Origin of the sequence: Tatumella sp. UBA2305, from assembly GCF_002345795.1 — a bacterium.
In the GTDB taxonomy this organism is placed as follows: Bacteria; Pseudomonadota; Gammaproteobacteria; order Enterobacterales; family Enterobacteriaceae; genus Tatumella; species Tatumella morbirosei.
Window position 1 is genome coordinate 121,426 of the sequence record NZ_DDVT01000023.1, and the last position, 25,043, is coordinate 146,468.

Here is a 25,043-nt window from a genome sequence, read left to right on the forward strand (position 1 = left end):
AAGGAGCGCAAAGTGTTTAAAAAAGTTCTGCCTGTATTATTACTTGTCTCTGCGCCGGTTCTGGCTGCTAAACCGGAATTGACCGTTTACACTTACGACTCTTTCTCGTCTGACTGGGGCCCCGGACCGGCGATTAAAAAAGCCTTCGAAGCGAACTGTCACTGTACCCTGAAGTATGTATCTCTCGGCGATGGTGTCGCTTTGCTAAATCGTCTGAGAATGGAAGGAAAACGCAGTAAAGCAGATGTTGTGGTCGGGCTGGACAATAACCTGCTGGACGCCGCACAAAAAACCGGGTTGTTCGCTCCCACCCCCGTCGATTACAGTCATATCATCGTCCCCGGGGGCTGGAATAACACGACCTTTGTCCCTTATGACTATGGCTATTTTGCGTTTGTATATAACAAGAAGCTGCTGAAAAACCCTCCCACCAGCCTGAAACAACTGGTTGAAAGCCCTGAGAAATGGCGCGTCATCTATGAAGATCCACGGACCAGCACCCCGGGGTTAGGCTTACTGCTGTGGATGCAAAAAGTTTACGGGGAGCAGGCTCCGGCAGCCTGGCAGAAGCTGGCATCTAAAACAGTCACGGTGACCCGCGGCTGGAGCGAAGCTTATAGCCTGTTCCTGAAAGGAGAAAGCGACCTGGTACTCAGTTATACCACCTCACCGGCCTATCATATTATTGAAGAACATAATGCTGATTACGCTGCCGCCAGTTTTTCGGAAGGTAACTATATGCAGGTGGAGGTAGCAGCCCGACTGGCAAACAGCCCACACCCTGCGCTGGCAAAACAGTTTATGCAGTTTGTGACCAGTCCGGCGTTCCAGCAAACGTTGCCTACCGGAAACTGGATGTATCCTGTGATTAAAACCACACTGCCGGAAGGCTATCAGCAACTGAGCATCCCGAAAACTGCCCTGCAGTTTACGCCTGAAGAAGTCGCGGCACACCGTGAAGCATGGATAAGTGCATGGCAGAACGCAGTCAGCCAATAATGCCGCGCTGGTTAATCCCGGGGTTACTGGCAGCCCTGGTAACCTGTGGTATTGCACTGCTGGCTTTCGTCAGCCTACTATGGAATGCTCCGCTAACTCATGGATATCGCTGGCTGAGCGATCCTTATCTGTGGCATGTCATCGCCTTTTCCTTTGAGCAGGCAGCATTATCCACCTTGCTCTCCGTATTTCCGGCGATCCTCGTCGCCCGGGCACTGTACCGTCGCCGTTTTCCAGGTCGTAACCTGCTACTCCGCTTGTGCGCAATGACACTGGTGTTGCCGGTGCTGGTGGCGGTGTTTGGCCTGCTGAGTATCTATGGCAGAGATGGCTGGCTGGCCAGCCTGGCCGCTCTTGTCGGGGTTCACTACCGCTTTTCGGTCTACGGCCTGCCGGGGATTTTGCTGGCCCATGTCTTTTTTAACCTGCCGCTGGCAGCCCGCTTGTTACTACAGTCTTTAGAGCAAATCCCTGCCGAACAACGGCAGTTGGCGGCACAACTCAATATGCAGGGATTTTATCTGTTCCGTTGGCTGGAGTGGCCGTGGCTGAAACGTCAGTTGCTGCCGGTAGCGGCTCTGATTTTTATGCTCTGCTTCGCCAGTTTTGCCATCGTATTAGCCCTGGGGGGCGGACCACGGGCAACAACTCTGGAACTGGCCATCTTTCAGGCGCTCAGTTACGATTTTGACCCGGCAAAAGCCGCTGTACTGGCCCTGGTGCAGTTGGTTTTTTGTCTGTTACTGGTCTTACTCAGCCTTCGGCTGAATACACCACTGACCGGTAACAGCCCACTGATCAACCACTGGCGCTCACCGGATTATCGCTGGCGCCCCAGAATTTTCGATAGTCTGGTAATCCTTCTGACCCTGCTATTACTTATTCCCCCCGTACTGGCGGTGATCATTAACGGCCTGAATACTGATCTGTTCACCACATTGCGTCAGCCTGAACTCTGGAAAGCGACCTGGAACTCGGTGAGTATTGCATTACGCGCCGGAATACTGTCGGTGATTCTGACCATGATGTTACTGTGGAGCAGCCGTGAATTTCGGCTGCGCGGAGCACTGCTGCCAGCACAATTGCTGGATACCAGCGGTATGCTGATCCTGGCAATGCCCGGAATTGTACTGGCCAGTGGAATTTTCATGTTTTACAACAGCACCAGCGGTGTCCCTGATTCGCCGGAAAATATTATAGTACTGGTCAATGCACTGATCGCCATGCCCTATGCCCTCAAAGTTCTGGATACACCAATGCGTGACATTGCCGGGCACTACAACCAGCTCTGTCTTTCACTGGGAATTCATGGCTGGCAAAGATTACGGCTGGTTGAAGAACGGGCGCTGAAACGACCTCTGGCCCAGGCATTGGCCTTTGCCTGTGTCTTATCGGTGGGTGATTTTGGGGTGATCTCTTTGTTTGGGAGTGATGATTTTCGGACACTCCCGTTTTACCTGTACCAACAGATAGGTGCCTATCGTGGGCAACAGGCGGCAGTCAGTGCCCTGCTGCTGCTGCTGGTGTGTTTTATATTGTTCACTCTGATTGAAAAAATTACAGGAACTCATGCTGACACTGAATGATCTGACCTACCACTATCAGTCACAGACAATGTGCTTCTCATTGCAGGTAGCGCGGGGTCAACGGGTCGCCATTCTTGGCCCCAGCGGGGCAGGTAAAAGTACCCTGCTCAGTATGATAGCCGGATTCCTGCCTCTGAGTGGCGGTGAGTTATGGATCGACGGAAAAAACTGCACCCGGTTGCCACCCTCCGGACGCCCGGTCTCCATGCTGTTTCAGGAAAATAACCTGTTTGCTCATCTGACCGCCAGACAGAACCTTGGACTTGGTTTGCATCCGGGACTCAGACTCAATGGACAGCAGCAGCAACAGGTAACCGATATTGCCGCCAGTGTGGGATTGCAGGGACTGCTCGACAGGTTGCCCGGGCAATTATCAGGAGGCCAGCGCCAAAGAGTCGCACTGGCTCGCTGCCTGTTACGCCAGCAACCGGTGTTATTGCTGGATGAGCCCTTTTCGGCACTGGATCCGGTACTGCGCCAGGAAATGCTGATACTGACTGATCAACTCTGTACCGCGCACAACATTACCTTGCTGATGGTGACACATAATCTGGAAGACGTCCGGCAAATTGCCGGACAAACACTACTGGTTAACGACGGTCACATTGTCTGGCAGGGAGAGAGCCAGACATTACTAAACGGAGAGGTGGCGGATGCAGAGCTGACTGGCATCATCCGAAGTCGTCAGGCGATAAATACCCGCCATAACAGCTGACGAAAGTGCGGCATCATCGGATCAAACTGTAAACCCACCAGCCCGGCAATGGCCAGAATAATCAGTAACGGCGCGAGCCAACGCAGACGGGCAGCCGGCAACAGCTTGCTGGCCCAGTCCTGCTTTTTGGTGCCGCGTAACCAACGCCATCCGGTCCAGACAGCCAGCCACAGAGCCACGGCTTCTGCCAGTAACAGCCACTTAAACAGGCTGGATTGTGCATTATGTGGCGCGTCAATCACTACCCCTGCCAGAATGCCGGGTAACAGATAGACGGGTGGCCACAAAATACAGCCAATAATGTTCGGCGGCAGAAACTTCTTCACGGGTAGTTCCAGCATACCTGCCAGCAGAGGAATCAATGGGCGGGTCGGTCCTACAAAGCGGCCAATCAGAATTGTTGCCACACTGTGTTCATTCAGCGCATGCTCAGTTTTGTCCAGTAAACTGCGATGTTTTTGTAAATATTTCCAACGGTGTAAAGGACCCTGGAAACGCCAGCCAATATAAAATGAAAGCCAGTCACCCAGCAGACACCCTGCCAGCCCTGCCCCCCATGCCGGATATAAACCAATTTTTCCACTGCCAATCAGTGCGCCCAGACTCGCCATCAGCACCGTCCCCGGGAGGATCAACCCCACCAGCGCCAGTGACTCAAAAAAAGTCACCACGGCGACCGCAAACAAAGCCCAATCCAGTGACTGAGTCAGAAGGTGTTGGATCCAGACTTCCATAAGCATTCCTCACGTAAACTGAGCCTGGATTGTCCAGAGCAAGTGCACAGACGTCAAGCAATGTGTGAGGTTTAATACAAACTAATACCAAACCAGATACCAGACTGTGCCCGGCAGGGAATAACGGTCCCCTTCGACAGGTATGTTATACTGCAATGACTGAAACTCCGGAGATCCCGTGAATAATCCCCAACCAGGCTTCCTGCTCACCCGTCACTGGCGGGATACCCCCCGCGGCATCGAACTCACTTTCTGGCTGGCAACCGATCAGGGGCCAGTGCAGGTCCGGGTGCCCCCGCAGGAGGCGGTAGCTTTCATCCCGCAATCTGCGACAAATCAAGCGACGAAGCTGTTAGCCGGTGAAAGAAATATTCGTTTGCTGCCATTGCAGTTGCGGGATTTTCATCAGCAGCCTCAGTCAGGTATTTACTGCCGTCAGTACCGGCAACTGCAACGGCTGGAAAAAGTGCTCCGTGAACAGGGAATCCCGGTGTATGAAGCCGATATCCGGCCGGCGGAACGTTTTTTGATGGAACGATTTATCACCGCGCCGGTATGGTTCAGTGGTCAGCAGGAAGGCATACTCATCGATAATGCCCGACTGAAGCCACATCCCGATTACCGACCAACGCTGAAGTGGATGTCGCTCGATATCGAAACCAGCGAATACGGGGAACTGTACTGTATTGGCATTGAAGGCTGCGGTCAGCGGCAGGTCATGATGCTGGGAGATCCGACAGAGGAAAATCAGCAGGTCGATTTTCAACTGGATTACGCGGCCAGCCCTCAGCAGTTACTGGAGATGCTTAATCAGTGGTTTATTGACCACGATCCGGATGTCATCATCGGCTGGAATCTGATCCAGTTTGATTTACGGGTTCTGCAAAAACATGCCGACCGTTATCACATCCCTCTGCGCGCCGGTCGTGGAGGCACTCCTCTGGAATGGCGTGAACACGGATTCAAACCCGGCGTTTTTATGGCACAGGCCGCTGGCCGGTTGATTATCGATGGTATTGAAGCGCTTAAATCGTCATTCCGGGAATTTAGCTCTTTCAGCCTGGAAAATGTATCACGTGAGTTGCTCGGGGAAGGCAAACTTACCGAAGATCCTGATCAGCGAATGGGGGAAATAAACCGTAACTTTGCCACTAATAAGAGTGCCCTGGCCCGTTACAACCTGCGCGACTGTGAACTGGTGACCCGAATATTTCATGAAACCAGTCTGATGCCCTTTCTGCTGGAAAGAAGCAGTGTCAACGGACTTCAGGCCGATCGTCATGGCGGTTCGGTGGCCTCTTTTGGCCATTTGTATATCCCGCGGATGCATCGTTCCGGCTTTGTCGCTCCCAATTTGGGTGAAGTTGCCCCTGCCGCCAGCCCGGGGGGATATGTCATGGACTCACGACCCGGATTATATGATTCGGTGTTGGTACTTGATTTTAAAAGCCTTTATCCCTCTATCATTCGTACCTTCATGATAGATCCTGTAGGACTGGCGGAAGGTATGGGCAACCCTGCCGATCCTGACCCGGTCCCCGGCTTTCTCGGAGCCCGTTTTTCCCGCACAGTGCATTGCCTGCCCGGAATCATCAGTCAGATCTGGCAAAACCGCGAACTGGCCAAAAAACAGAAAAATCAGCCCCTGTCCCAGGCGTTAAAAATTATTATGAACTCCTTTTACGGCGTACTGGGGACACCGGCCTGCCGTTTCTTTGATCCACGGCTGGCTTCATCAATTACTCTGCGTGGGCATGAAATCATGCAGAAAACCCGTGATTTTATCGAACAGCAAGGTTACGAGGTTATCTATGGTGATACTGACTCTACGTTTGTCTGGCTGAAAACTGCCCACAGCGAACAGCAGGCCGCAGAGATTGGCAGGGGACTGGCAGACGGCGTGAACGCCTGGTGGCAACAGCAACTGGTTCAACAGTTCAATCTGGTCAGTGCTCTGGAGCTGGAGTATGAGAATCATTACAGCCGTTTCCTGATGCCTACGATTCGTGGTGCAGAACAAGGCAGCAAAAAACGCTATGCCGGACTGGTCAGCCAGCAGGGCAAATCACAGATCATTTTCAAAGGTCTGGAAACGGTACGGACCGACTGGACCCCGCTGGCCCGAAAGTTTCAGCAGACACTGTACGATTTAATCTTTCGCCGCCAGCCCTGGCAACAATATGTGCGGGATACTGTCGCACAGTTGATGGCGGGAGAACTGGATGATCAGCTGGTTTACAGCAAGCGTCTGCGCAGGCCGCTGGGCGACTATCAGCGCAATATCCCGCCACATGCCCGCGCAGCCCTGCTGGCAGATGAGCAGCACCGTAAAGACGGCCAGCCCTTGCGTTACCAGAAAGGCGGGACGATTCATTATGTCATCACCACCCGCGGCCCGGAACCCCTGAACGCCCGAACTGCGCCACTGGATTATGACCACTACCTCAGCCGACAGCTGGAACCTATTGCCGATGGCATTCTTGGATTTGTCGACGGAAATTTTGCCACACTGATTACCGGGCAACTGGGACTGTTTTGATAGGTGACGAATGGCTCGCCTTCCAGTAACATAGCGCCCTCCCTGAATTTCATTGCTCTGCATGTATTTACCAGACCTCTTGTCTGGTCAACATGCTATTGCCCGCAGAGCATGAATATCTTTTTACATGTTAAGAGAATCGAGCTCATTATTTATGCCTTTTACACTTGGTCAGCGCTGGATTAGTGATACAGAAAGTGAACTTGGACTGGGGACGGTCGTCGCTATCGATGCACGTATGGTCACTTTACTTTTTCCGGCTACTGGCGAAAACAGACTTTATGCCCGCAATGATTCTCCGATTACCCGTGTCATTTTTAACCCGGGCGATACTATTACCAGCCACGAAGGCTGGCAGCTTACCGTAGAAAGCGTCACGGATAATGACGGAGTCATGACTTATACCGGAGTGCGGACTGATACGCTGGAAACCGGTGTGAGCCTGCGGGAAGTCATGCTCGATAGTAAACTGGTATTCAGTAAACCTCAGGATAGATTGTTTGCCGGTCAGCTCGACCGCATGGACCGTTTTGCTCTGCGTTTTCGTGCCCGTAAATATCAGAGTGCTCAGTATCGCCTGCCAGTAAGCGGCTTGCGTGGTATGCGTACTAATCTGATCCCACATCAGTTGCATATCGCTCATGATGTCGGTCGCCGGCACGCTCCCCGGGTATTACTGGCGGATGAAGTTGGACTGGGGAAAACCATTGAAGCCGGGATGATTATCCAGCAACAATTGCTGGCTGGCCGTGCTGAACGTGTACTGATTATTGTTCCGGAAACACTGCAACATCAGTGGCTGGTGGAGATGCTACGCCGCTTTAATCTGCGTTTTGCGCTGTTTGATGATGAACGCTATACCGAAGCCCAGTTTGACACCAGCAATCCGTTTTACACCGAACAACTGGTCATTTGCTCACTCGATTTCGCCTGTAAAAATAAGCAGCGCCTGGAAGCAATGACTGAAGCTGAATGGGATTTGTTGGTGGTCGATGAAGCCCATCACCTGTCCTGGAACGAAGGCAAGGCGGGTCGTGAATATCTGGTGGTTGAAAAACTGGCTGAAAATATCCCGGGGGTTCTGCTGCTGACAGCAACCCCTGAGCAGTTGGGTATGGAAAGCCACTTTGCCCGCCTGCGGTTGCTGGATCCCAACCGTTTTCATGATTACCCGCAATTTGTTGCAGAACAGCAGCAATATCAACCGGTCGCTGATGCTGTCACCTCGTTGCTCGCCGGGCATCCGGTTTCTGCCGACGAAGTCGCGATGATTAATAATTTGATCAGCGATCAGGACATTGGTCCGCTGATTGAGAAAGCTAACAGCCGCGATGAGAACCGGCTCGAAGCTCGCAGGAAACTGGTATCACTACTGATGGACCGCCACGGTACCAGCCGCGTTCTGTTCCGTAATACCCGTCAGGGTGTCAAAGGTTTTCCGGAACGACAGTTGCAACAATTCCGCCTGCCATTACCTTCACAATACCAGACGGCTATCAAGGTATCCGGCATTATGGGTAGCCGTAAGAGTGCCGAAGAACGCGCGCGGGATATGCTCTATCCGGAACAAATTTATCAGGAATTTGAAGGTGAAAGCGGGACCTGGTGGGCATTTGATCCGCGAGTTGAGTGGCTGAGCAATTACTTACTGGAAAACCGTAAAGAGAAAGTGCTGGTAATCTGTGCGAAAGCCGCAACGGCGCTCCAACTGGAACAATATTTGCGTGAACGTGAAGGTATCCGCGCAGCAGTGTTCCATGAAGGTTTATCGATTATAGAACGGGATAAAGCCTCAGCGTTTTTTGCCTCGCGCGAAGAGGGTGCGCAGGTCCTGCTGTGTTCGGAGATTGGTTCTGAAGGTCGTAACTTCCAGTTTGCCAGCCGGCTGGTGATGTTTGACCTGCCGTTCAACCCGGACCTGCTGGAACAACGAATTGGTCGTCTGGATCGTATCGGTCAGCAGAACGATATTCAGATTCTGGTCCCCTGGCTGGAAAATACGGCTCAGGCCGTGTTGCTACGTTGGTTCCATGAAGGTCTGGATGCCTTTGAGCATACCTGCCCTACCGGTCGTACGGTCTATGACGAAGTACACCCACAGTTACTGAAATATCTGGCCTCGCCAGAAGACACCTCGGGGCTGGATGAATTTATCGCCGATAGCCGGCAGCAACATGACACGTTGAAATCGCAACTGGAACAAGGTCGTGACCGCTTGCTGGAACTGAACTCCAACGGTGGTGAACAGGCTGCCCAGTTGGCAGATGAGATAGCCGCCCAGGATAATGATACTGAACTGGTCAACTTTGCACTGAATCTGTTTGATATTGTCGGTATCAACCAGGATGACCGCAGTGACAACCTGATTGTTCTTACGCCCTCAGACCATATGCTGGTACCTGACTTCCCGGGATTACCGGAAGATGGTTGCACCATCACTTTTAACCGTGAGCAGGCATTATCCCGTGAGGATACCCAGTTTATTACCTGGGAACACCCGTTAATCCGTAACGGACTGGATCTCATTCTTTCAGGTGACACTGGAAGCAGCGCTATTTCGTTACTGAAAAATAAAGCCTTACCGGTAGGTACCCTGCTGGTGGAACTGATGTATGTTGTTGAAGCACAGGCGCCGAAACATCTGCAGCTCACTCGCTTTCTGCCACCGACGCCATTACGTCTGTTGCTGGATAAAGCAGGCAATAATCTGGCAGCCAAAGTGGAATTCGAAAGCTTTAACCGCCAGTTGACCGCAGTCAATCGTCATACCGGCAGTAAACTGGTCAATGCGGTCCAACAGGATGTTTACCAGATTCTGACCCTGGGGGAAGAACTGGTAGTCAGTGATGCACAGGCCGTAATTGAACAGGCCCGGCGCCAGGCGGATGAAACGCTGGGCGCTGAACTGGACCGTCTGCGTGCGTTACAGGCTGTTAACCCGAATATCCGTGATGATGAAGTTGAAGCACTGGAAACTAATCGCAGTGAAGTCACCGAAAGCCTTGCACAGGCCAACTGGCGACTGGATGCTTTACGGCTGATTGTTGTCACACATCAGTAACCGCAAACGGGGGGGAAATCCCCCCGATGGATACCCAATGGAAGCTTATAATCCCCCTACCGAACCCTGGCTGCATATTCTGTATCAGGACAGCCATATCATGGTGGTTAACAAACCCAGCGGGCTGTTATCCGTACCGGGTCGCCTGCCTGAACATCAGGATAGTGTGATGTTGCGGATTCTGCGCGATTATCCCGGCGCACAGTCAGTGCATCGGCTGGATATGGCAACCAGCGGTATTATTGTGGTGGCATTAACCAAAGCGGCTGAACGCGAGCTGAAACGACAGTTTCGGGAACGTGAACCGAAGAAGACCTATATCGCAAGGATCTGGGGACACCCGGAAAAAGACGAAGGTCTGGTCGACCTGCCGTTAATTTGCGACTGGCCGAACCGGCCTAAACAAAAGGTATGCTTTGAAACCGGTAAAGCGGCTCAGACCGAATGGCGGATACTCGAAAACTACGATGACTTAAGTTGCAGAGTTGAGTTAAAGCCGGTAACTGGCCGTTCTCATCAGTTGCGGGTACATATGCTGGCGCTTGGCCATCCGATTCTCGGGGATGGTTTCTACGCGCATCCGGAAGCCAAAGCACTGGCAGATCGTCTGTTGTTGCATGCAGAATCACTGACCATTACCCACCCGCATTACGGCACACCCATGACATTTCGCCAGCCGGCGGATTTCTGAAAATCCACCCTCAAACCGACGGACATTACCCTGTCGTGGTAATGTCCGGGCGCCGGATTATTTAAACCCTTTTTCCTTACGAATCAGATCGTAAGCAGACTGTATTTTTTGGGTTTTCTGTTTCGCCATTTCCATCATCTCCGGAGGCAAGCCTTTCGCCACCAGTTTGTCCGGATGATGTTCCGACATCAGTTTCCGGTAAGCCCGTTTAATGGTGGTGCTGTCGTCCCCCGGGTTCACCCCCAGCACACTGCAGGCATCTTCCAGGGTCGGGCCGCGCTGTGGTTGCTGATAGTTGCCCTGATACTGTCCACCAGCCCCCGAAAATTGCTCCCCCCCGGCCATCATCCGCAGAAATTGATCGAATTGTATCCTGGAGATCCCAAGCTCTTCTGCAATCACATACAGGACCTGGCGCTCATTCGGGTGCAGCACGCCATCGGCAAAAGCGGCCTGTACCTGAATTTCCAGAAACATCCGGATAAGATCAAAGCGTCCAAAGCAAGCGCTGCGAAATTCCCGCAGTTTCTCACGCAACGGATAATGGCTGTCTTTACCTTCGCGGAAGGACTGCTGGGCGGATCGACGGGACTCGCCATGTAGCTGCATCCGTTCCATAAATGCTGACGCAATCTGAATATCTGCCTCGGTCACCCGCCCTTTAGACTTGGTCAGATGCCCCATGACCTGAAAAGTGGTACGGAAGAACAGATTCTGCCGTGACTGGTTATCAGAAAAATATCCTTGTCCGCTTCCGATACGAACTTTGTCGATAGCGTGGCCTATCATTAGTCCCAGAACAATGCCCCAAAAGCCTGCTCCGGAGAAAATACCCACTGCTAATCCAATTACTTTACCCCAATAGCGCATAAACTCCTCAATTCGCCATGCTTACGGCCGAAATTTGCATTATCATACCTGTCATTTGGTTAACCGCCTATCCGCAAACCGAAGAGATCAGGATTAACACCAGCGCCATTATGCGGTAAGTTAGTCTCCGTCTGATTGTCGGCATGATGCCAGTTTTTACGGAATCCCTAATACTACGTATGAATAAAAGATTACCAACCTTGCTGGCCACGATGATTGGTGCAGCGCTCTACAGCCAGCACAGCCTTGCCGATGATCTGATGTCGCAATGTATGCTGGGCGTACCCTCTTATAACCGTCCTTTAACCAGCGGTACGCCGAATGAGCAACCGGTCACTATTCATTCTGATTCCGCCAAAGGGACTTACCCTGACGATTCGGTATTTACCGGCAAAGTCAGTGTAAACCAGGGTAATGGCCAGCTCCAGGCCGATGAAATCCAGCTTCATCAGCGCCAGCAATCCGGGCAGAGTACACCGACACGTACCGTCGATGCATTGGGAAACGTGCATTATGATGATAATCAGGTAATTCTTAACGGGCCGAAAGCGTGGTCCAATCTGAATACCAAAGATACTAATGTCTGGAACGGCGATTATCAGATGGTTGGCCGCCAGGGTCGTGGTTCTGCTGACCAGATGAAGTTACGGGGTAATAACCGTTACACCATCCTGGAAAACGGTAGCTTTACTTCCTGTTTACCCGGAGACAACAGCTGGAGTGTCACCGGTTCTGAGATTATTGAAGACCGCCAGGAGCAGGTCGCCGAAATCTGGAATGCCCGTTTTAAAGTGGGTTCGGTGCCGATTTTCTACAGCCCATACCTGCAGCTTCCGATCGGTGATCGTCGTCGTTCCGGTTTCCTGATCCCCAACGCAAAATACGGTAATGATAATGGCTTCGAATTCATGCTGCCTTATTACTGGAATATTGCGCCGCAGATGGATGCGACCATTACTCCGCACTACATGAGTAAACGCGGCCTGCAACTGCAAAACGAATTTCGTTATCTGTCTGAATTTGGTAGTGGTTTGATGGAACTGGATTACCTTCCGTCTGACAGCCAGTACAATAAAGACAAAGCTGCCCGCGACATCGCTGCAGATGACAGTTCAGACCGTTGGCTGTTCTACTGGCGGCATACCGGGGTCTATGACCAACACTGGCGCTTCAACGCAGACTATAGCAAAGTCAGTGACAGTTACTATTTCAACGATCTGGCCTCAAGATACTACAGTTCGACAGACGGTTATGCGAACCAGAAATTCAGTATCGGTTATGCCGATACTAACTGGGATGCAACTCTGTCGAGTAAAGACTTCCAGACATTCTCACATACCACTACCAGTATTTATCGTGTGCTGCCTCAGCTGGATGTGAATGTTTACCAGAATGATATCGGTCCTTTTGATGCCCATGTTTATGGCCAGTTTGCCCGGTTTACCAACACTAACCCGAATTATCCGCGGGCAGACCGGTTACATATTGAACCGACCCTGGATTTGCCGCTGTCCAATGGCTGGGCCAGCCTGGATACTGAAGCTAAATTACTGGCGACCCACTATCAGCAGGATAACATTGAAAACTATAACAATGGGTCCATTGACAGCTCTGCAGACCGATATCGGCTGAAAAACTCGGTTAACCGCACCATGCCACAGTTTAAAGTGGATGGAAAAATGGTGTTCGATCGTGATATGGACTGGTCGCCTGGCTATACCCAGACGCTGGAACCCCGCGTTCAGTACCTGTATGTGCCATACCGTAACCAGAGTAATATCTATCCTTACGATTCAACATTGCTACAGACCGACTATACCGGGCTGTTCCGTGATCGTACATACAGTGGACTGGATCGTATCTCTTCAGCGAACCAGGTCGCCTCCGGGGTGACAACCCGAATTTATGATAACAATCTGGTTGAACGTTTTAATGTTTCTGTAGGTCAAATCTATTCGTTTACACCTGCCCGCACCGGGAGTGATGAACTTGACGATAATAATGACCGTGGAAGCCTGACCTGGGCCGGTGATACTTACTGGAAAATCAGTGATTACTGGGGTGTCCGTGGCGGCCTGCAATATGATACAAAACTGGATAACATAGCCCAGGGCAATGCGATTCTGGAATATCGTCGTGATGCCGATCGTATGGTACAGCTGAGCTATCGTTACAGCAGCCCGCAATATGTGGCGCAGGCGCTGAATGATGCATCACTGCTGGACAACCCGATTTATAAAAACGGGATTTCACAGGTCGGGGCAACGGCAAGCTGGCCGATTGCGGATGCATGGTCCATCGTGGGTGCTTACTATTATGATACCCGTAATAGTAAACCGGCAGACCAAATGTTAGGCGTTCAGTACAGCTCTTGTTGTTACGCTATCCGTTTCGGATATGAGCGTAAAATCAACGGCTGGGAAAATGATACAAGTAAATATGACAACTCAATTTCATTCAACATAGAGTTCCGGGGCCTGAGTTCAAACTACACTCTGGGAACAGCTCAAATGCTGAATCAGGGAATTATCCCTTATCAGCCTGCTTTTTGATGTTGTAATGTATAAATGTTTAGCCGGTAAATTCCGCAAAGCGGTAACAACGATGGATAAAGTATGAAGAACTGGAGAATGCTGATTCTGTGTGTAGCGATGAACGCTACTACTGCTATTGCAGCACCACAGATGATTGATAAAGTCGCTGCGATTGTGAACAACAGTGTGGTGTTAGAAAGTGACGTCGATGACATGATGAGCACGGTGAAGACTCAGGCTAAAGAGGCCGGCCAGCAATTGCCTGACGATCAGACATTACGCCATCAGATCCTCGAGCGTGAAATCATGGACAGTATCATCACTCAGATCGGTCAGCGTGCCGGAATTCAGATAAGTGACCAGGAACTGGATCAGGCTATTCAGAATATTGCTGCACAGAACCATATGAGCATGGATCAGTTGCGCAGCCGACTGAGCTATGATGGGGTTAACTATGCAACCTATCGTAATCAGATCCGTAAGGAAATGCTGATCTCTACGGTTCGTAACAATGAAGTAAGAAGCCGAGTGACTATTCTTCCTCAGGAAGTCGATAACCTGGCAAAACAGATAGCAAACCAGAACGTACCAGGCACCGAACTGAACCTGAGTATGATCCTGCTGCCTCTGCCAGAAAATCCTACTCAGCAGCAAGTGGATGATGAAGAAACCCTGGCTAAAAAGCTGGTGGGTGAACTGAAGAAAGGTGCTGATTTTGGTAAAATGGCCGTCACTTACTCTGCTGACCCTCAGGCGCTGAAAGGCGGCAATATGGGTTGGGGGAAAATTGAAGAGCTGCCAAGCCTGTTTAGCCAGGCACTGAGCACTGCTCATAAAGGGGATATCGTTGGTCCAATCCGCTCAGGTGTCGGTTTCCACATTCTGAAAGTGAATGATGTGCGTGGCGAATCTCAAAATGTTTCAGTAACCGAAGTCCATGCCCGCCATATACTGATTAAAGTATCGCCAATTATGTCTGACCAGCAGGCACGCGCCAAGATAGAGCAGATTGCTGCTGACATCCGTAGCGGTAAAATAACTTTTGCTCAGGCAGCAAGACAGTACTCTGAAGATCCGGGTTCAGCCAATCAGGGTGGTGATCTGGGCTGGGCCTCTCCGAACATTTATGACCCTGCCTTCCGTGATGCAGTTATGCGTCTGAATAAAGGCCAAATCAGCCAACCTGTGCGTTCATCTTTTGGCTGGCATTTAATTCAACTGATGGATACCCGTCAGGTAGACAGGACTGAAGATGCGGGTAAAGACCGGGCCTACCGGATGTTGTTTAACCGTAAGTTTGCAGAAGAAGCACAGACCTGGATGCAGGAACAACGTGCTGAAGCTTATGTGAAGATTTTGGATAACAATGGCTGACATACCAAGAATAGTGATCACTCCCGGCGAGCCTGCCGGGATTGGTCCTGATTTGGCTGTACTCCTGGCCGGCCAGCAATGGCCGGCCGAATTAGTTGTGTGCGCCGACAGACAGCTTTTGCTAGACAGGGCTGCACAACTGGGTCTGCCACTGACGCTGAGAGATTATCAGCCTGATTCCCCGGCACAACCCCAGCAAGCCGGGAGTTTAACCTTGTTGCCGGTACCTCTGAATACTCATGCTATTGCCGGACAGCTTTCTGTCGACAATAGCGATTATGTACTAAGAACCCTGGCAACAGCCTGTGATGATTGCCTGAAAGGTGAATTTTCCGCACTGGTCACCGGTCCGGTACATAAAGGTATCATTAACGATGCAGGTATCCCGTTCACAGGACATACTGAGTTTTTCGCAGACAGGGCGGGTTGTGAAAAGGTGGTAATGATGCTGGCAACCACAGAATTACGTGTAGCGCTTGCCACGACTCACCTGCCTCTGAAAGATGTCTCTGCGGCAATTACCCGGGAGAATCTGCATGAGGTTATCACTATCCTTCATCACGATTTGCAGCATAAATTTCATATTGCCAGCCCAACCATTTTGGTTTGCGGGCTGAATCCACACGCAGGTGAAGGTGGCCATATGGGCCACGAAGAAATCGATGTGATTGAACCGGCACTGGAAGAACTCCGACAGCAGGGGATCACCCTTCTCGGACCTCTACCTGCCGATACCCTGTTTCAGCCGAAGTACCTGCAAAACGCTGACGCAGTGCTAGCGATGTATCACGATCAGGGCTTACCCGTGTTAAAATATCAGGGTTTTGGCCGGGCGGTGAATATTACCCTCGGCCTGCCATTTATCCGGACTTCTGTTGACCACGGAACAGCACTTGAGTTAGCCGGCCATGGCCAGGCAGATCCGGGAAGCTTTATTACGGCGATTAACCTCGCCCTAAATATGATTAAGAGCAGTAATGAATAATCGCGTCCATCAGGGGCATTACGCCCGTAAACGTTTCGGGCAAAACTTCCTTAACGATCAATATATTATAGACAGTATTGTCTCAGCTATTCACCCGCAAAAAAGTGATGCGATGGTTGAAATCGGCCCCGGACTCGGTGCTCTGACTGAACCCGTTGGAGAACAGTTGGATGCATTAACGGTGATCGAACTCGACCGCGACCTGGCGGCTCGTTTACAGACGCACCCATTCCTCGGTCCAAAACTGACGATTTTCCAGCAGGATGCTATGACCTTCAATTTTGCTGAGTTATCAGCAGAACGGGGGCAGCCACTGCGGGTGTTTGGGAATTTACCTTACAATATCTCTACCCCACTGATGTTCCACCTGTTCAGCTACCATGGTGCCATTAAAGATATGCACTTTATGCTGCAGAAAGAGGTAGTTAATCGTCTGGTCGCCGGTCCGGGAAGTAAAGCTTATGGTCGTTTAACCGTGATGGCGCAATATTACTGTCAGGTGATTCCTGTCCTGGAAGTTCCGCCACATTCTTTTACGCCCCCGCCTAAAGTCGATTCTGCGGTAGTCCGACTGATTCCGCATACTCAGTCACCTTATCCGGCAGTCAACGTCAAAGTGCTGAGCCGCATTACTACTGAGGCATTTGGGAAGCGCCGTAAAACTCTGCGTAACAGCCTGGGACACCTGTTTCCTGAAGCTGTGATGGCCGATTTAGGTATTGATAATAATCTGCGTGCAGAGAATGTGACTATTGCCCAATACTGCCAGTTGGCACACTGGCTGACTGAACATCCGGAGCAACCTCAGGAGAGCTAAACCATGAGTGGGTCCAGACGCGTTTATGTCCATGTACAGACGTTTTACGTAGCTTCACAGTCTCAACCGGAAGCCGAACGTTATGTGTTTGCCTATACTATTACTATACGTAATCTGGGGCATGACACTGTCCGGTTGCTTGAACGCTACTGGCTGATTACTAATGGTAATGGCAGTGAAACCGAAGTTCGTGGAGAAGGTGTGGTCGGGGAGCAACCCGTGATTGCACCTGGTGGTGAATACCAATACACCAGTGGTGCTGTTCTGGAAACCCCTATCGGCACCATGCAGGGACATTATATTATGCAGGATGAACACGGCGAGCAGTTCCATACCCCTATTCCTGTATTTCGTCTGGCAGTCTCTGCCCAGCTCCATTAAGAACCACATCGTCAGCCTGTCTTCAGGACGGCTGTTTTACGTTGACAGGATTTTCATGAGTACCTATCTGATTGGTGATATTCACGGTTGTTACGCTGAATTTACTGCGTTGCTGAAAAAGGTCAATTTTGACCCGTCAACCGATGAACTCTGGCTGACCGGTGATCTGGTGGCTCGCGGGTCCGATTCTCTGGCGGTATTACGTAAAGTGAAATCGCTGGGCGATTCGGTTCGTCTGGTTCTTGGTAACCACGATTTGCATCTTCTCGCAGTCTACGCCGGAATCAGCCGCAATAAACCCAAAGATAATCTTGCTGCCTTACTGGCAGCAGAAGACTGCGACAGTCTGATCAACTGGCTGCGTCGTCAACCTTTGCTGCAGGTCGATGAAGAGAAGAAACTGGTCATGGCCCATGCCGGTATCACTCCTCAGTGGGACCTTGAAACAGCAATTGTCTGCGCCAGAGAACTGGAGGCTATTCTCTCCAGCGGAAGTTATCCGTTATTCCTTGATGCGATGTACGGCGATATGCCTAATAACTGGTCTCCTGAACTCAGCGGTTTATCCCGACTGAGATTCAGTGCTAACGCATTCACCCGAATGCGCTACTGCTTCCCTAACGGTCAGTTGGATATGATTTGTAAGGACACTCCGGAAAAAGCCATACCTCCGCTAAAACCCTGGTTTATGCTTAACGGTCCGGTGCGCGATAACTACACTATTGTTTTCGGTCACTGGGCATCACTGGAAGGCAAAGGAACTCCGGATGGAATCATCGGGCTGGATACTGGCTGCTGCTGGGGTGGCAGCCTGACAATGTTACGCTGGGAGGATAACAAATATTTTCGCCAGCCGTCACTGCAACGCAAAAAGAACTGATTCGATAACATGTCAGCCCTACAGCACGTTGTAGGGCTAACGTAAACACCTCTACTTAAGTACGGCCCCTCTGCTGGCAATCACTGACTGATACCAGCCAAAACTCTTCTTACGATAACGTTGTAAACTGCCCTCTCCGTCATCATTTCGATCAACATAAATAAAACCATAGCGTTTTGAAAGTTCGGCCTTTGATGCACTGACGAGGTCAATAGGGCCCCAGCTGGTGTAGCCCATAATCTCCACCCCGTCCTCCAGTGCTTCTCTAACCTGAAGTAAATGAGAGTTCAGGTAACTGATCCGGTAATCATCAATCACCTGATGATCTTCTGTCAGTTGGTCACGGGCCCCCAGGCCATTCTCAACAATAAACAGGGGTTTATTATATCGGTCCCACAGCAGATTCAGTAATACCCGTAACCCCACCGGGTCAATCTGCCACCCCCACTCTGAAGCCGCAAGATGAGGATTAGGGATCATATTCAGTATATTGCCCTGGCAAGAGTCATGAGCCGGGGCATCTGCACAGGCACAGCCAGACATGTAATAACTGAAAGAAATAAAATCAATACTGTGCTTCAGGGCCGCTTTGTCCTGATCCGTTATCTCCAGACAGACATTATTCTCGCGAAAATAGCGTTGCATGTAGCCCGGATACTCTCCTCTGACCTGTACATCACCAAAAAACAGCCAGTGACGATTTTCACTCAGTGTCGCCCAGACATCCTCCGGCTTGGGGGTTAATGGATAAAGCAATCCACCCAGCAACATGTTACCGATTTTTGCCTGAGGCATAATCTCATGACATGCCTGAACTGCCAGCCCACTGGCCACCAACTGATGATGAATCGCCTGATAAATTTCATTAAGGCTGCTGCCTGCAGCAATACCTACCCCGGTTAACGGCGCATGCAGTGACATATTGATTTCGTTAAATGTCAGCCACAGACTGACACGCTGCCGGTAGCGCGTAAAAACCACTTTGGCATAGCGTATAAAAAACTCAATCACCTGGCGGTTACCCCACCCACCGTACTCAGAAACTAATGCCCATGGCATTTCATAGTGCGACAGGGTGACCATAGGCTGAATGTTATACTTCTCCAGCTCAGTGAACAGATTATCGTAATATGCCAGTCCGGCCTCATTGGGTTCACTCTCATCACCTCGCGGAAAAATACGCGTCCAGGCTATGGATAAACGCAGGCAGGTAAAACCCATTTCAGCAAACAACGCAATATCCTGCGGATAGCGATGATAAAAATCGATAGCGATATCTTTCAGCTGACTTTCTGTCGATGTCCGTTGATCGATTTCTCCGAAGATGCCGTTCGGTTGTACATCTGAAGTTGAAAGTCCCTTACCACCTTCCCGCCATGCTCCCTCCGTCTGGTTAGCTGCAATGGCTCCTCCCCATAGAAATGATTCCGGAAACAAATTCATTTATCTCTCCTTAGATAGTGACTGTAATCTTCCGGCACAGTGGCCGTAGTTCTGGTCACCGACAGGCAGTCTCCGCTGAATATTTTTTGCGGTGCCACCTGCCGGTTGGTTCTCATCTTTATGCTGTTGCTGGTGGTGTACGGGGAACCCCAAAGAAAAACGTTAACAGGCAGGAAAGCAGCAGAGCGCTTATCGCTCCGGCCACAGCCCCCCAGACAGAGAGGTCAACACCTTCAGCAGGGATCATCTGTGTGAACGAAAATACACTGACGAGTCCAAAAGACCAGACTTTTGCCTGGAACACCCCAACAATCCCACCACCGATGCCTCCGGCAATACAACCAATCATAAAGGGTTTTCTGAGCGGTAACGTCACGCCATAGATTGCAGGTTCTGTAATACCAAACAAACCTGCAGTCACTGATGTCCCTGCCAGCATCTTCAGCTTCTGCTCTCTGCAAGCCAGGAAAACACCCAAAGCTGCACCTGTCTGCCCAAGCACAGCCGGCAGTAACAATGGAACGATTGTGTCAAAGCCGAGCATACTCAGGTTATTAATGGCCACAGGAACAAGTCCCCAATGCAGACCAAAGATCACACAGATCTGCCATACTGAGCCCAGGAAAATGCCGGCAATCCATGGAGCGATGTCGTAGATCCATTGATAGCCCGAAGCCAGACACTGGCTGAGAAAGGTAGACAATGGGCCTATCACCAGAAATGTCAGTGGAACTATCACCATCAGGCAAAAAAGTGGAGTGGCAAAATTACGGATAGAGGATGGCAGGCGTGGATAAAGCTGTTTTTCGAGCCAGCAGCATGCCCAGGAGGCAAAAATAATCGGAATCACCGAAGAGCTGTAATTGATAAAGGTGAGTGGCAGGCCAAAAAAAGTATCAACTGTCGAGGGATCACTGCCGTTACTCAGTGACATAATAACCGGATGAACCAGTGCCCCGCCGATGGCCATCGTCAGGAACGGCGAGCCGCCAAATTTCTTGCCCGCCGTATAACCCAGTACCAGTGGGAAAAAGTAAAAAAGGGCATCACTGGCGGCAAACCATATCTGATAAGTGCCGCCCTCCTGTGACAACAGATTAAGCGCCAGCGCTAATGCCAGAAACCCCTTCAGCATCCCTGAGGCCGCCATCACACCCAGTACCGGGGTAAATATCCCTGAAACCAGATCGATAAAACGCGCCAGTAAACTGGCTGCAGGTTTTGATGGTGCAGAGCAGTCGGTATCCTGCCGCACTTCTCCGCCCCCGGCAAGAGATTCCTCTATCGCACGGAACACTTCCCCCACATGATTACCAATCACCACCTGAAATTGCCCGCCACTTTCAACAACGGCCATGACCCCTTCCAGAGCCTTAATTGTGCTGGCAGCACCTGCAGGTGTTGATACAAGCTTGAAACGTAATCTGGTTGCACAATGAACCACCGTCTGGATATTGTTTTTTCCACCCACGGCTTCGACGATCTGCGTCGCCAGTTGCACAAGTCCTGTCATCCTGATCTCCCTGATTTACTGTTTAATTTCCTTATTTACTGTAAATATCCCACCAACAGCCAGAACTCTCCAGGCCCCCTTCTGTTGTGGAAAAAATAATTGTTCATCTTCTTGTTCTGGTGCCTGTATTGCCTGATATATATTTAATTTTTGAGAGTTAAACTTAGGTCACCAATACCAGCAAGTCATGTTTGAATTCGCTCGCTAAAATTACAATGACAGCGACCAGCTACAGATTTAAAACACCGCCTTGGTAAAACAGTTAAAATATGCTGGTGAGGGCTGGTAATTATGGAAAATTCCTATTGCACTGTGATCACCATATTCCCTCAAAATAGCATTGCAGGCAGGTTAATCCACATTTATTTACCGGGAAGATTAAAATTGTGAACAAGATCGTTTTATAAAAAGATAATAAAGGAGGGAGAAATATCTTCGTCAATTCTGGCCGATAATGTACGCCAGCAGGAAAAATCACCGTCAGGGTCCTGCGATATATCGAAACCCTAACGGAATTAAGCACAAACTAACGGCGGCGTTCGAGGATTTCAAAGCAAAAACTGTGGGTATTATTACTGTCAGCATCATGGAACTCACTGAAAACCGGGAGCCATTGATCCGGATCGTAGTCAGGAAACTGGGTATCACCTTCCACTTCCGCATCGATATGTGTCAGATACAACCGATCAGCTTTCTCCAGCATCTGAGCATAGATTTTTCCACCACCGATAATCATAATCTCAGAAGCATCCCCCGCCAGCCGGATAGCTTCTTCCAGGGATGTCGCCCGGGTGACGCCCGTAGTCTCTCCCGGGGTACGGCTGATCACAATGTTCAGACGACCAGGAAGGGGTCTGCCTATCGATTCAAACGTACGGCGCCCCATAATTACGGGTTTGTTCAGGGTATGCTTTTTAAACCAGGCCAGATCGGCCGGTAAGCTCCATGGCATGGCATTATCCATTCCAATAATACGATCTGCTGCCATAGCAGCAATCAGACTAATCATTACGTTAACCCGTTCGAAAAATTGGCGACATCATACGGAAAGGCTTTGCCTTCGTCGATAGGCATTGAGACTATTTCATTACCTTGCGAGCCGGGTCCCGGCTTAACTCACAGCCAGTCTGTTTCCCTGTCACGGAAAACATCCGCTTAAACAGGAAATTGGATCGCAGCTAACACTCTCAGGTATTCCGCCGGGACTGGCCGCTTTGCATCGGCTAAAAATTATAATAAACCCTGACCAGATTCATATTAGCCTGGTGGTCTGTATCGGAGGTAATGACGTACTCATAATCGACCTGGAAGCCATAATCGAGGGCAAAGGATATCCCTAAGCCGTTGTCCTTACGCTGATAGTTACGCCCTGTCACAAACTGCATGCGATCGCCCATAAAATAGGGTTGTACTGATTGCAGAATATAACGCTGAACAGGTATGTTATATCCGGCATAATATTCCAGACCCCAGGCATCGCCCGCAAAATAATCATTAACATCAATACGATGGCTGGGTGCAAAGTTCTGATACCATCCTCCCCCAGCGGCCAGCCGCCACTGCCCGGGACGCCAGCTGAATGCAGTTCCCAGCAAATTCTGATTTTCGTTTTTATTTTCATGAAGTTGTGGGTTCCTCATCCGGGCCTTAGTGTAGTTCCATGCCACCCCCCAGTTCAGAACCGGTGTAATACTGTAATTAAAGCCCAGTGAACCACCACTCCGTCGCTTGTAATGAAGGCCATTACCCGGCAGGTAATCATCATCAGAAAACAGGTAGGCAACGTATAAACTGACATCCCCGAACTGGTTCTGATACCTCAACTGCTTCCGGGGCCGGTAAGAACCATCATAATCACCGTTAATTCCGTTACCGGGCCCCTGTCCGAGCATATCGTAATCCCAGATATCGGTTTTAGCTCCCACCACATCATAATAAATACTATTGCGCTGACCGAAACTCAGTTCACCCCATTGTGAGCTGCGTAACGCGGTATACATCATTCTGCGCAATGTATTCCTTTCCCCATCAGCATGATGATTATCCCAGTTCAACAACGCCGGAATATTCACTCCCAGTTCATAATAGTTTGTCCAAATCAGATCATCGGTGATACGGAAATCAGCAGTGAAACGAAAACGGCTTCCTCCATCGAAGACATTACGCTTATAGTTTTTACCCTGCCCTCCGGTCATGTGGTTTATTTGCGGACGAATACTACCCCCGACTTTAAAATTTAACCGGCTAAGAGCATCATTTTTTTGCGGGTCAGTTTTAATTAATGTTATTTCTGCACGACCAGTTAATGGCAATAATAACGATAATATTGCTAACGATCCTGAGAGTGTTACGCAGCGAATTTTATTCATAGTTAACCCTGGCTAATATTAATTAATCTCACATGAGTAATCGTGTCCCCTGGTAAATCACCAGCAACAAATTATCATGGCTGAATGTAATTAATAGTGAGGATAACGGGCTATTTTGTTGGTTAAAGCAGGCAATCACTACCCAATAATATTTATCAGACCACAGAATAAATACAGTACCCATGGATATGATGAGGTATTTTATTCCCGGCAGAGAGGTATTAATCTCAATGAAAAAAGGCAGCTTATCAGCTGCCCTTTATATATTAACTACGGATTAGAAGTCGTAGCGCAGACGAACCAGGTTCAGGTCGCCAATCTTGTCGGTGCTGGAAGTGAACATATGCTCAACGTCAACACGGAAGCCGTGCTGTAGCTGGAACGATACACCCAGGCCATTATCAATACGCTGGTAATTACGGCCGCTAACGTACTGCAGACGGTCACCCATGAAGTAAGGTTGGATAACCTTAACGCCATACTGATCAATATGGAAATTATATCCGGCGAAATACTCGATACCCCATGCGTTACCCGCGAAGTAATCGTTGAGATTAGATCTTTTAGTCTGCAGGAAGTTCTCATAGAAACCTCCACCTGCAGACAATACCCAGTTACCCGGATTCCAGCTCAGAGCAGTACCAAACAGGTTCTGGTTGTAATCATGGCCTTCACCAGTAGAAGGATCACGCATTGAAGCTTTGGTATAGTTCCATGCTGTACCCCAGGTCAGATCCTTGGTGATATGATAGTCAGCACCTAAAGAACCGCCACCCTGGCGTTTGTACGCCAGGCCATTGCCCGGGTAGTAGCTTGAATCAGCAAACAGAAAGCCGGCATAGACATCAACCTGGTCTACCGATTTCTTATACTTCAGCATTTTACGTGAACGGTAGGAACCATCGTAGTCACCGTTAATACCATTACCTGGCCCCTGGGCTAACATATCGTCATCCCAGATGTCGGTTTTCGCACCGACGACATCATAGTAAACACTATTCTGTTGACCAATAGTCAGGCGACCCCACTCTTTACTGTCCAGACCGGTGTAAAGCATACGACGAGTGGTATGGTGGGAACCTTTCTGATAGTGGTTATCCCACTTCAATACCGCAGGAACGTTTACACCCAGTTCATAGTAGTTGATCCAGGTCAGATCATCATTGAAGTGATAGTTAGCCCCGAAACGAAAACGTGTGCCACCATCGAATCCGTTACGTTTATAAGATTTGTCGTTCACCCCTGTAGAATGGTTAAACTGAGGACGAATACTTCCACCAACAGTTAAATCCAGACGACTCAGTACGCTATCTTCAGGTACCTGAGGAACTAAATGGATCTCTGCCTGAGAGGCAAGAGGGAGCATCGACATTAGCACCAGGCCACCGGTTACAGATTTATTACGCCAGCTTTTCTTCATTAAGATTATCCACATGAATAATAAAATTTAAATTTTTTTTGTCCGGGGTATTGAGGCAAAGCAAAAAAATAACTAACACTTTCTAATTTTTGGATATGTCTGAACATGCATATCGAAACATATCCTGTCAGA

19 protein-coding genes are annotated in these 25,043 nt (G+C 49.9%); 12 read left to right on the forward strand and 7 right to left on the reverse strand.

The genetic code is table 11. The features are described from left to right. Positions 1-12 precede the first annotated feature (12 nt). The 3 genes from thiB to thiQ are packed head-to-tail and all read left to right on the forward strand — an operon-like array spanning position 13 to position 3,300. Positions 13-999, forward strand: coding sequence for a thiamine ABC transporter substrate binding subunit (gene thiB, locus B3Z23_RS16260; RefSeq protein WP_294912202.1), 987 nt, complete (start codon positions 13-15; stop codon positions 997-999). Next, the gene (thiP, locus tag B3Z23_RS16265) at positions 975-2,585 is read left to right on the forward strand and encodes a thiamine/thiamine pyrophosphate ABC transporter permease ThiP (RefSeq protein ID WP_294912204.1); all 1,611 of its coding nucleotides are present in this window, start codon (positions 975-977) and stop codon (positions 2,583-2,585) included. Before thiB ends, thiP begins: the two co-directional genes overlap by 25 nt. Then, complete coding sequence (gene thiQ, locus B3Z23_RS16270; protein ID WP_294912205.1) at positions 2,569-3,300, forward strand: thiamine ABC transporter ATP-binding protein ThiQ; 732 nt, start codon at positions 2,569-2,571, stop codon at positions 3,298-3,300. Before thiP ends, thiQ begins: the two co-directional genes overlap by 17 nt. Here thiQ and B3Z23_RS16275 read toward each other — a convergent pair. Beyond that, a complete protein-coding gene (locus B3Z23_RS16275) occupies positions 3,270-4,034 on the reverse strand; it encodes a DedA family protein (protein WP_038023115.1) in 765 nt (254 codons plus the stop codon). The two genes, thiQ and B3Z23_RS16275, sit on opposite strands and share 31 nt — an antisense overlap. A 178-nt stretch (positions 4,035-4,212) precedes the next feature. Between B3Z23_RS16275 and B3Z23_RS16280 the strand changes: the two genes are divergently transcribed. The 3 genes from B3Z23_RS16280 to rluA all read left to right on the forward strand — a co-directional run bounded on the left by B3Z23_RS16280 (position 4,213) and on the right by rluA (position 10,325). Further along, positions 4,213-6,573 (forward strand): DNA polymerase II, encoded by a 2,361-nt coding sequence (locus tag B3Z23_RS16280; RefSeq protein ID WP_294912206.1) that lies wholly within the window; start codon positions 4,213-4,215, stop codon positions 6,571-6,573. Between the two features lie 154 nt (positions 6,574-6,727). Further along, positions 6,728-9,634: an RNA polymerase-associated protein RapA gene (gene rapA, locus B3Z23_RS16285; RefSeq protein WP_294912359.1), complete on the forward strand. Its 2,907-nt coding sequence runs from the start codon at positions 6,728-6,730 to the stop codon at positions 9,632-9,634. A gap of 37 nt (positions 9,635-9,671) precedes the next feature. Continuing rightward, positions 9,672-10,325 carry a bifunctional tRNA pseudouridine(32) synthase/23S rRNA pseudouridine(746) synthase RluA gene (gene rluA / locus B3Z23_RS16290; protein ID WP_294912207.1) on the forward strand — a complete coding sequence of 218 codons (654 nt, stop codon included), beginning with the start codon at positions 9,672-9,674 and terminating at the stop codon, positions 10,323-10,325. Positions 10,326-10,382: 57 nt separating this feature from the next. On the opposite strand, the gene djlA is transcribed toward rluA, so the two are convergent. Beyond that, positions 10,383-11,195 carry a co-chaperone DjlA gene (djlA, locus tag B3Z23_RS16295; protein WP_294912208.1) on the reverse strand — a complete coding sequence of 271 codons (813 nt, stop codon included), beginning with the start codon at positions 11,193-11,195 and terminating at the stop codon, positions 10,383-10,385. Between the two features lie 179 nt (positions 11,196-11,374). Here djlA and lptD point away from each other — a divergent pair, with 179 nt between their 5' ends. The 6 genes from lptD to apaH all read left to right on the forward strand — a co-directional run bounded on the left by lptD (position 11,375) and on the right by apaH (position 18,166). After that, on the forward strand, positions 11,375-13,747 hold the full coding sequence (gene lptD / locus B3Z23_RS16300) for an LPS assembly protein LptD (protein WP_294912209.1): 2,373 nt from the start codon (positions 11,375-11,377) through the stop codon (positions 13,745-13,747). A gap of 63 nt (positions 13,748-13,810) precedes the next feature. Then, positions 13,811-15,103, forward strand: a complete 1,293-nt coding sequence (surA, locus tag B3Z23_RS16305) for a peptidylprolyl isomerase SurA (protein ID WP_294912210.1) — start codon at positions 13,811-13,813, stop codon at positions 15,101-15,103. Next, positions 15,096-16,088: a 4-hydroxythreonine-4-phosphate dehydrogenase PdxA gene (pdxA, locus tag B3Z23_RS16310; RefSeq protein ID WP_294912211.1), complete on the forward strand. Its 993-nt coding sequence runs from the start codon at positions 15,096-15,098 to the stop codon at positions 16,086-16,088. The genes surA and pdxA overlap by 8 nt, the downstream gene beginning before the upstream one ends. Next, entirely contained in the window at positions 16,081-16,905 is an 825-nt protein-coding gene (rsmA, locus tag B3Z23_RS16315) for a 16S rRNA (adenine(1518)-N(6)/adenine(1519)-N(6))-dimethyltransferase RsmA (protein WP_294912212.1), read from the forward strand. Before pdxA ends, rsmA begins: the two co-directional genes overlap by 8 nt. Positions 16,906-16,908: 3 nt before the next feature. Next, entirely contained in the window at positions 16,909-17,286 is a 378-nt protein-coding gene (apaG, locus tag B3Z23_RS16320; protein ID WP_294912213.1) for a Co2+/Mg2+ efflux protein ApaG, read from the forward strand. A gap of 55 nt (positions 17,287-17,341) precedes the next feature. Beyond that, positions 17,342-18,166 (forward strand): bis(5'-nucleosyl)-tetraphosphatase (symmetrical) ApaH, encoded by an 825-nt coding sequence (apaH, locus tag B3Z23_RS16325; protein WP_294912215.1) that lies wholly within the window; start codon positions 17,342-17,344, stop codon positions 18,164-18,166. Positions 18,167-18,217: 51 nt separating this feature from the next. Here the strand turns inward: apaH and ascB are convergent, their stop codons facing one another. The 5 genes from ascB to B3Z23_RS16350 all read right to left on the reverse strand — a co-directional run bounded on the left by ascB (position 18,218) and on the right by B3Z23_RS16350 (position 24,863). Further along, positions 18,218-19,609, reverse strand: a complete 1,392-nt coding sequence (gene ascB, locus B3Z23_RS16330) for a 6-phospho-beta-glucosidase (protein WP_294912216.1) — start codon at positions 19,607-19,609, stop codon at positions 18,218-18,220. A gap of 118 nt (positions 19,610-19,727) precedes the next feature. Continuing rightward, the gene (locus tag B3Z23_RS16335; RefSeq protein ID WP_414716503.1) at positions 19,728-21,122 is read right to left on the reverse strand and encodes a PTS transporter subunit EIIC; all 1,395 of its coding nucleotides are present in this window, start codon (positions 21,120-21,122) and stop codon (positions 19,728-19,730) included. A 526-nt stretch (positions 21,123-21,648) separates the two neighbouring features. Further along, on the reverse strand, positions 21,649-22,131 hold the full coding sequence (gene folA, locus B3Z23_RS16340; protein ID WP_294912217.1) for a type 3 dihydrofolate reductase: 483 nt from the start codon (positions 22,129-22,131) through the stop codon (positions 21,649-21,651). Positions 22,132-22,345: 214 nt separating this feature from the next. Further along, positions 22,346-23,491, reverse strand: coding sequence for a porin (locus tag B3Z23_RS16345; protein WP_294912219.1), 1,146 nt, complete (start codon positions 23,489-23,491; stop codon positions 22,346-22,348). Positions 23,492-23,768: 277 nt separating this feature from the next. Continuing rightward, on the reverse strand, positions 23,769-24,863 hold the full coding sequence (locus B3Z23_RS16350) for a porin (protein WP_294912361.1): 1,095 nt from the start codon (positions 24,861-24,863) through the stop codon (positions 23,769-23,771). Between the last annotated feature and the right edge of the window lie 180 nt (positions 24,864-25,043).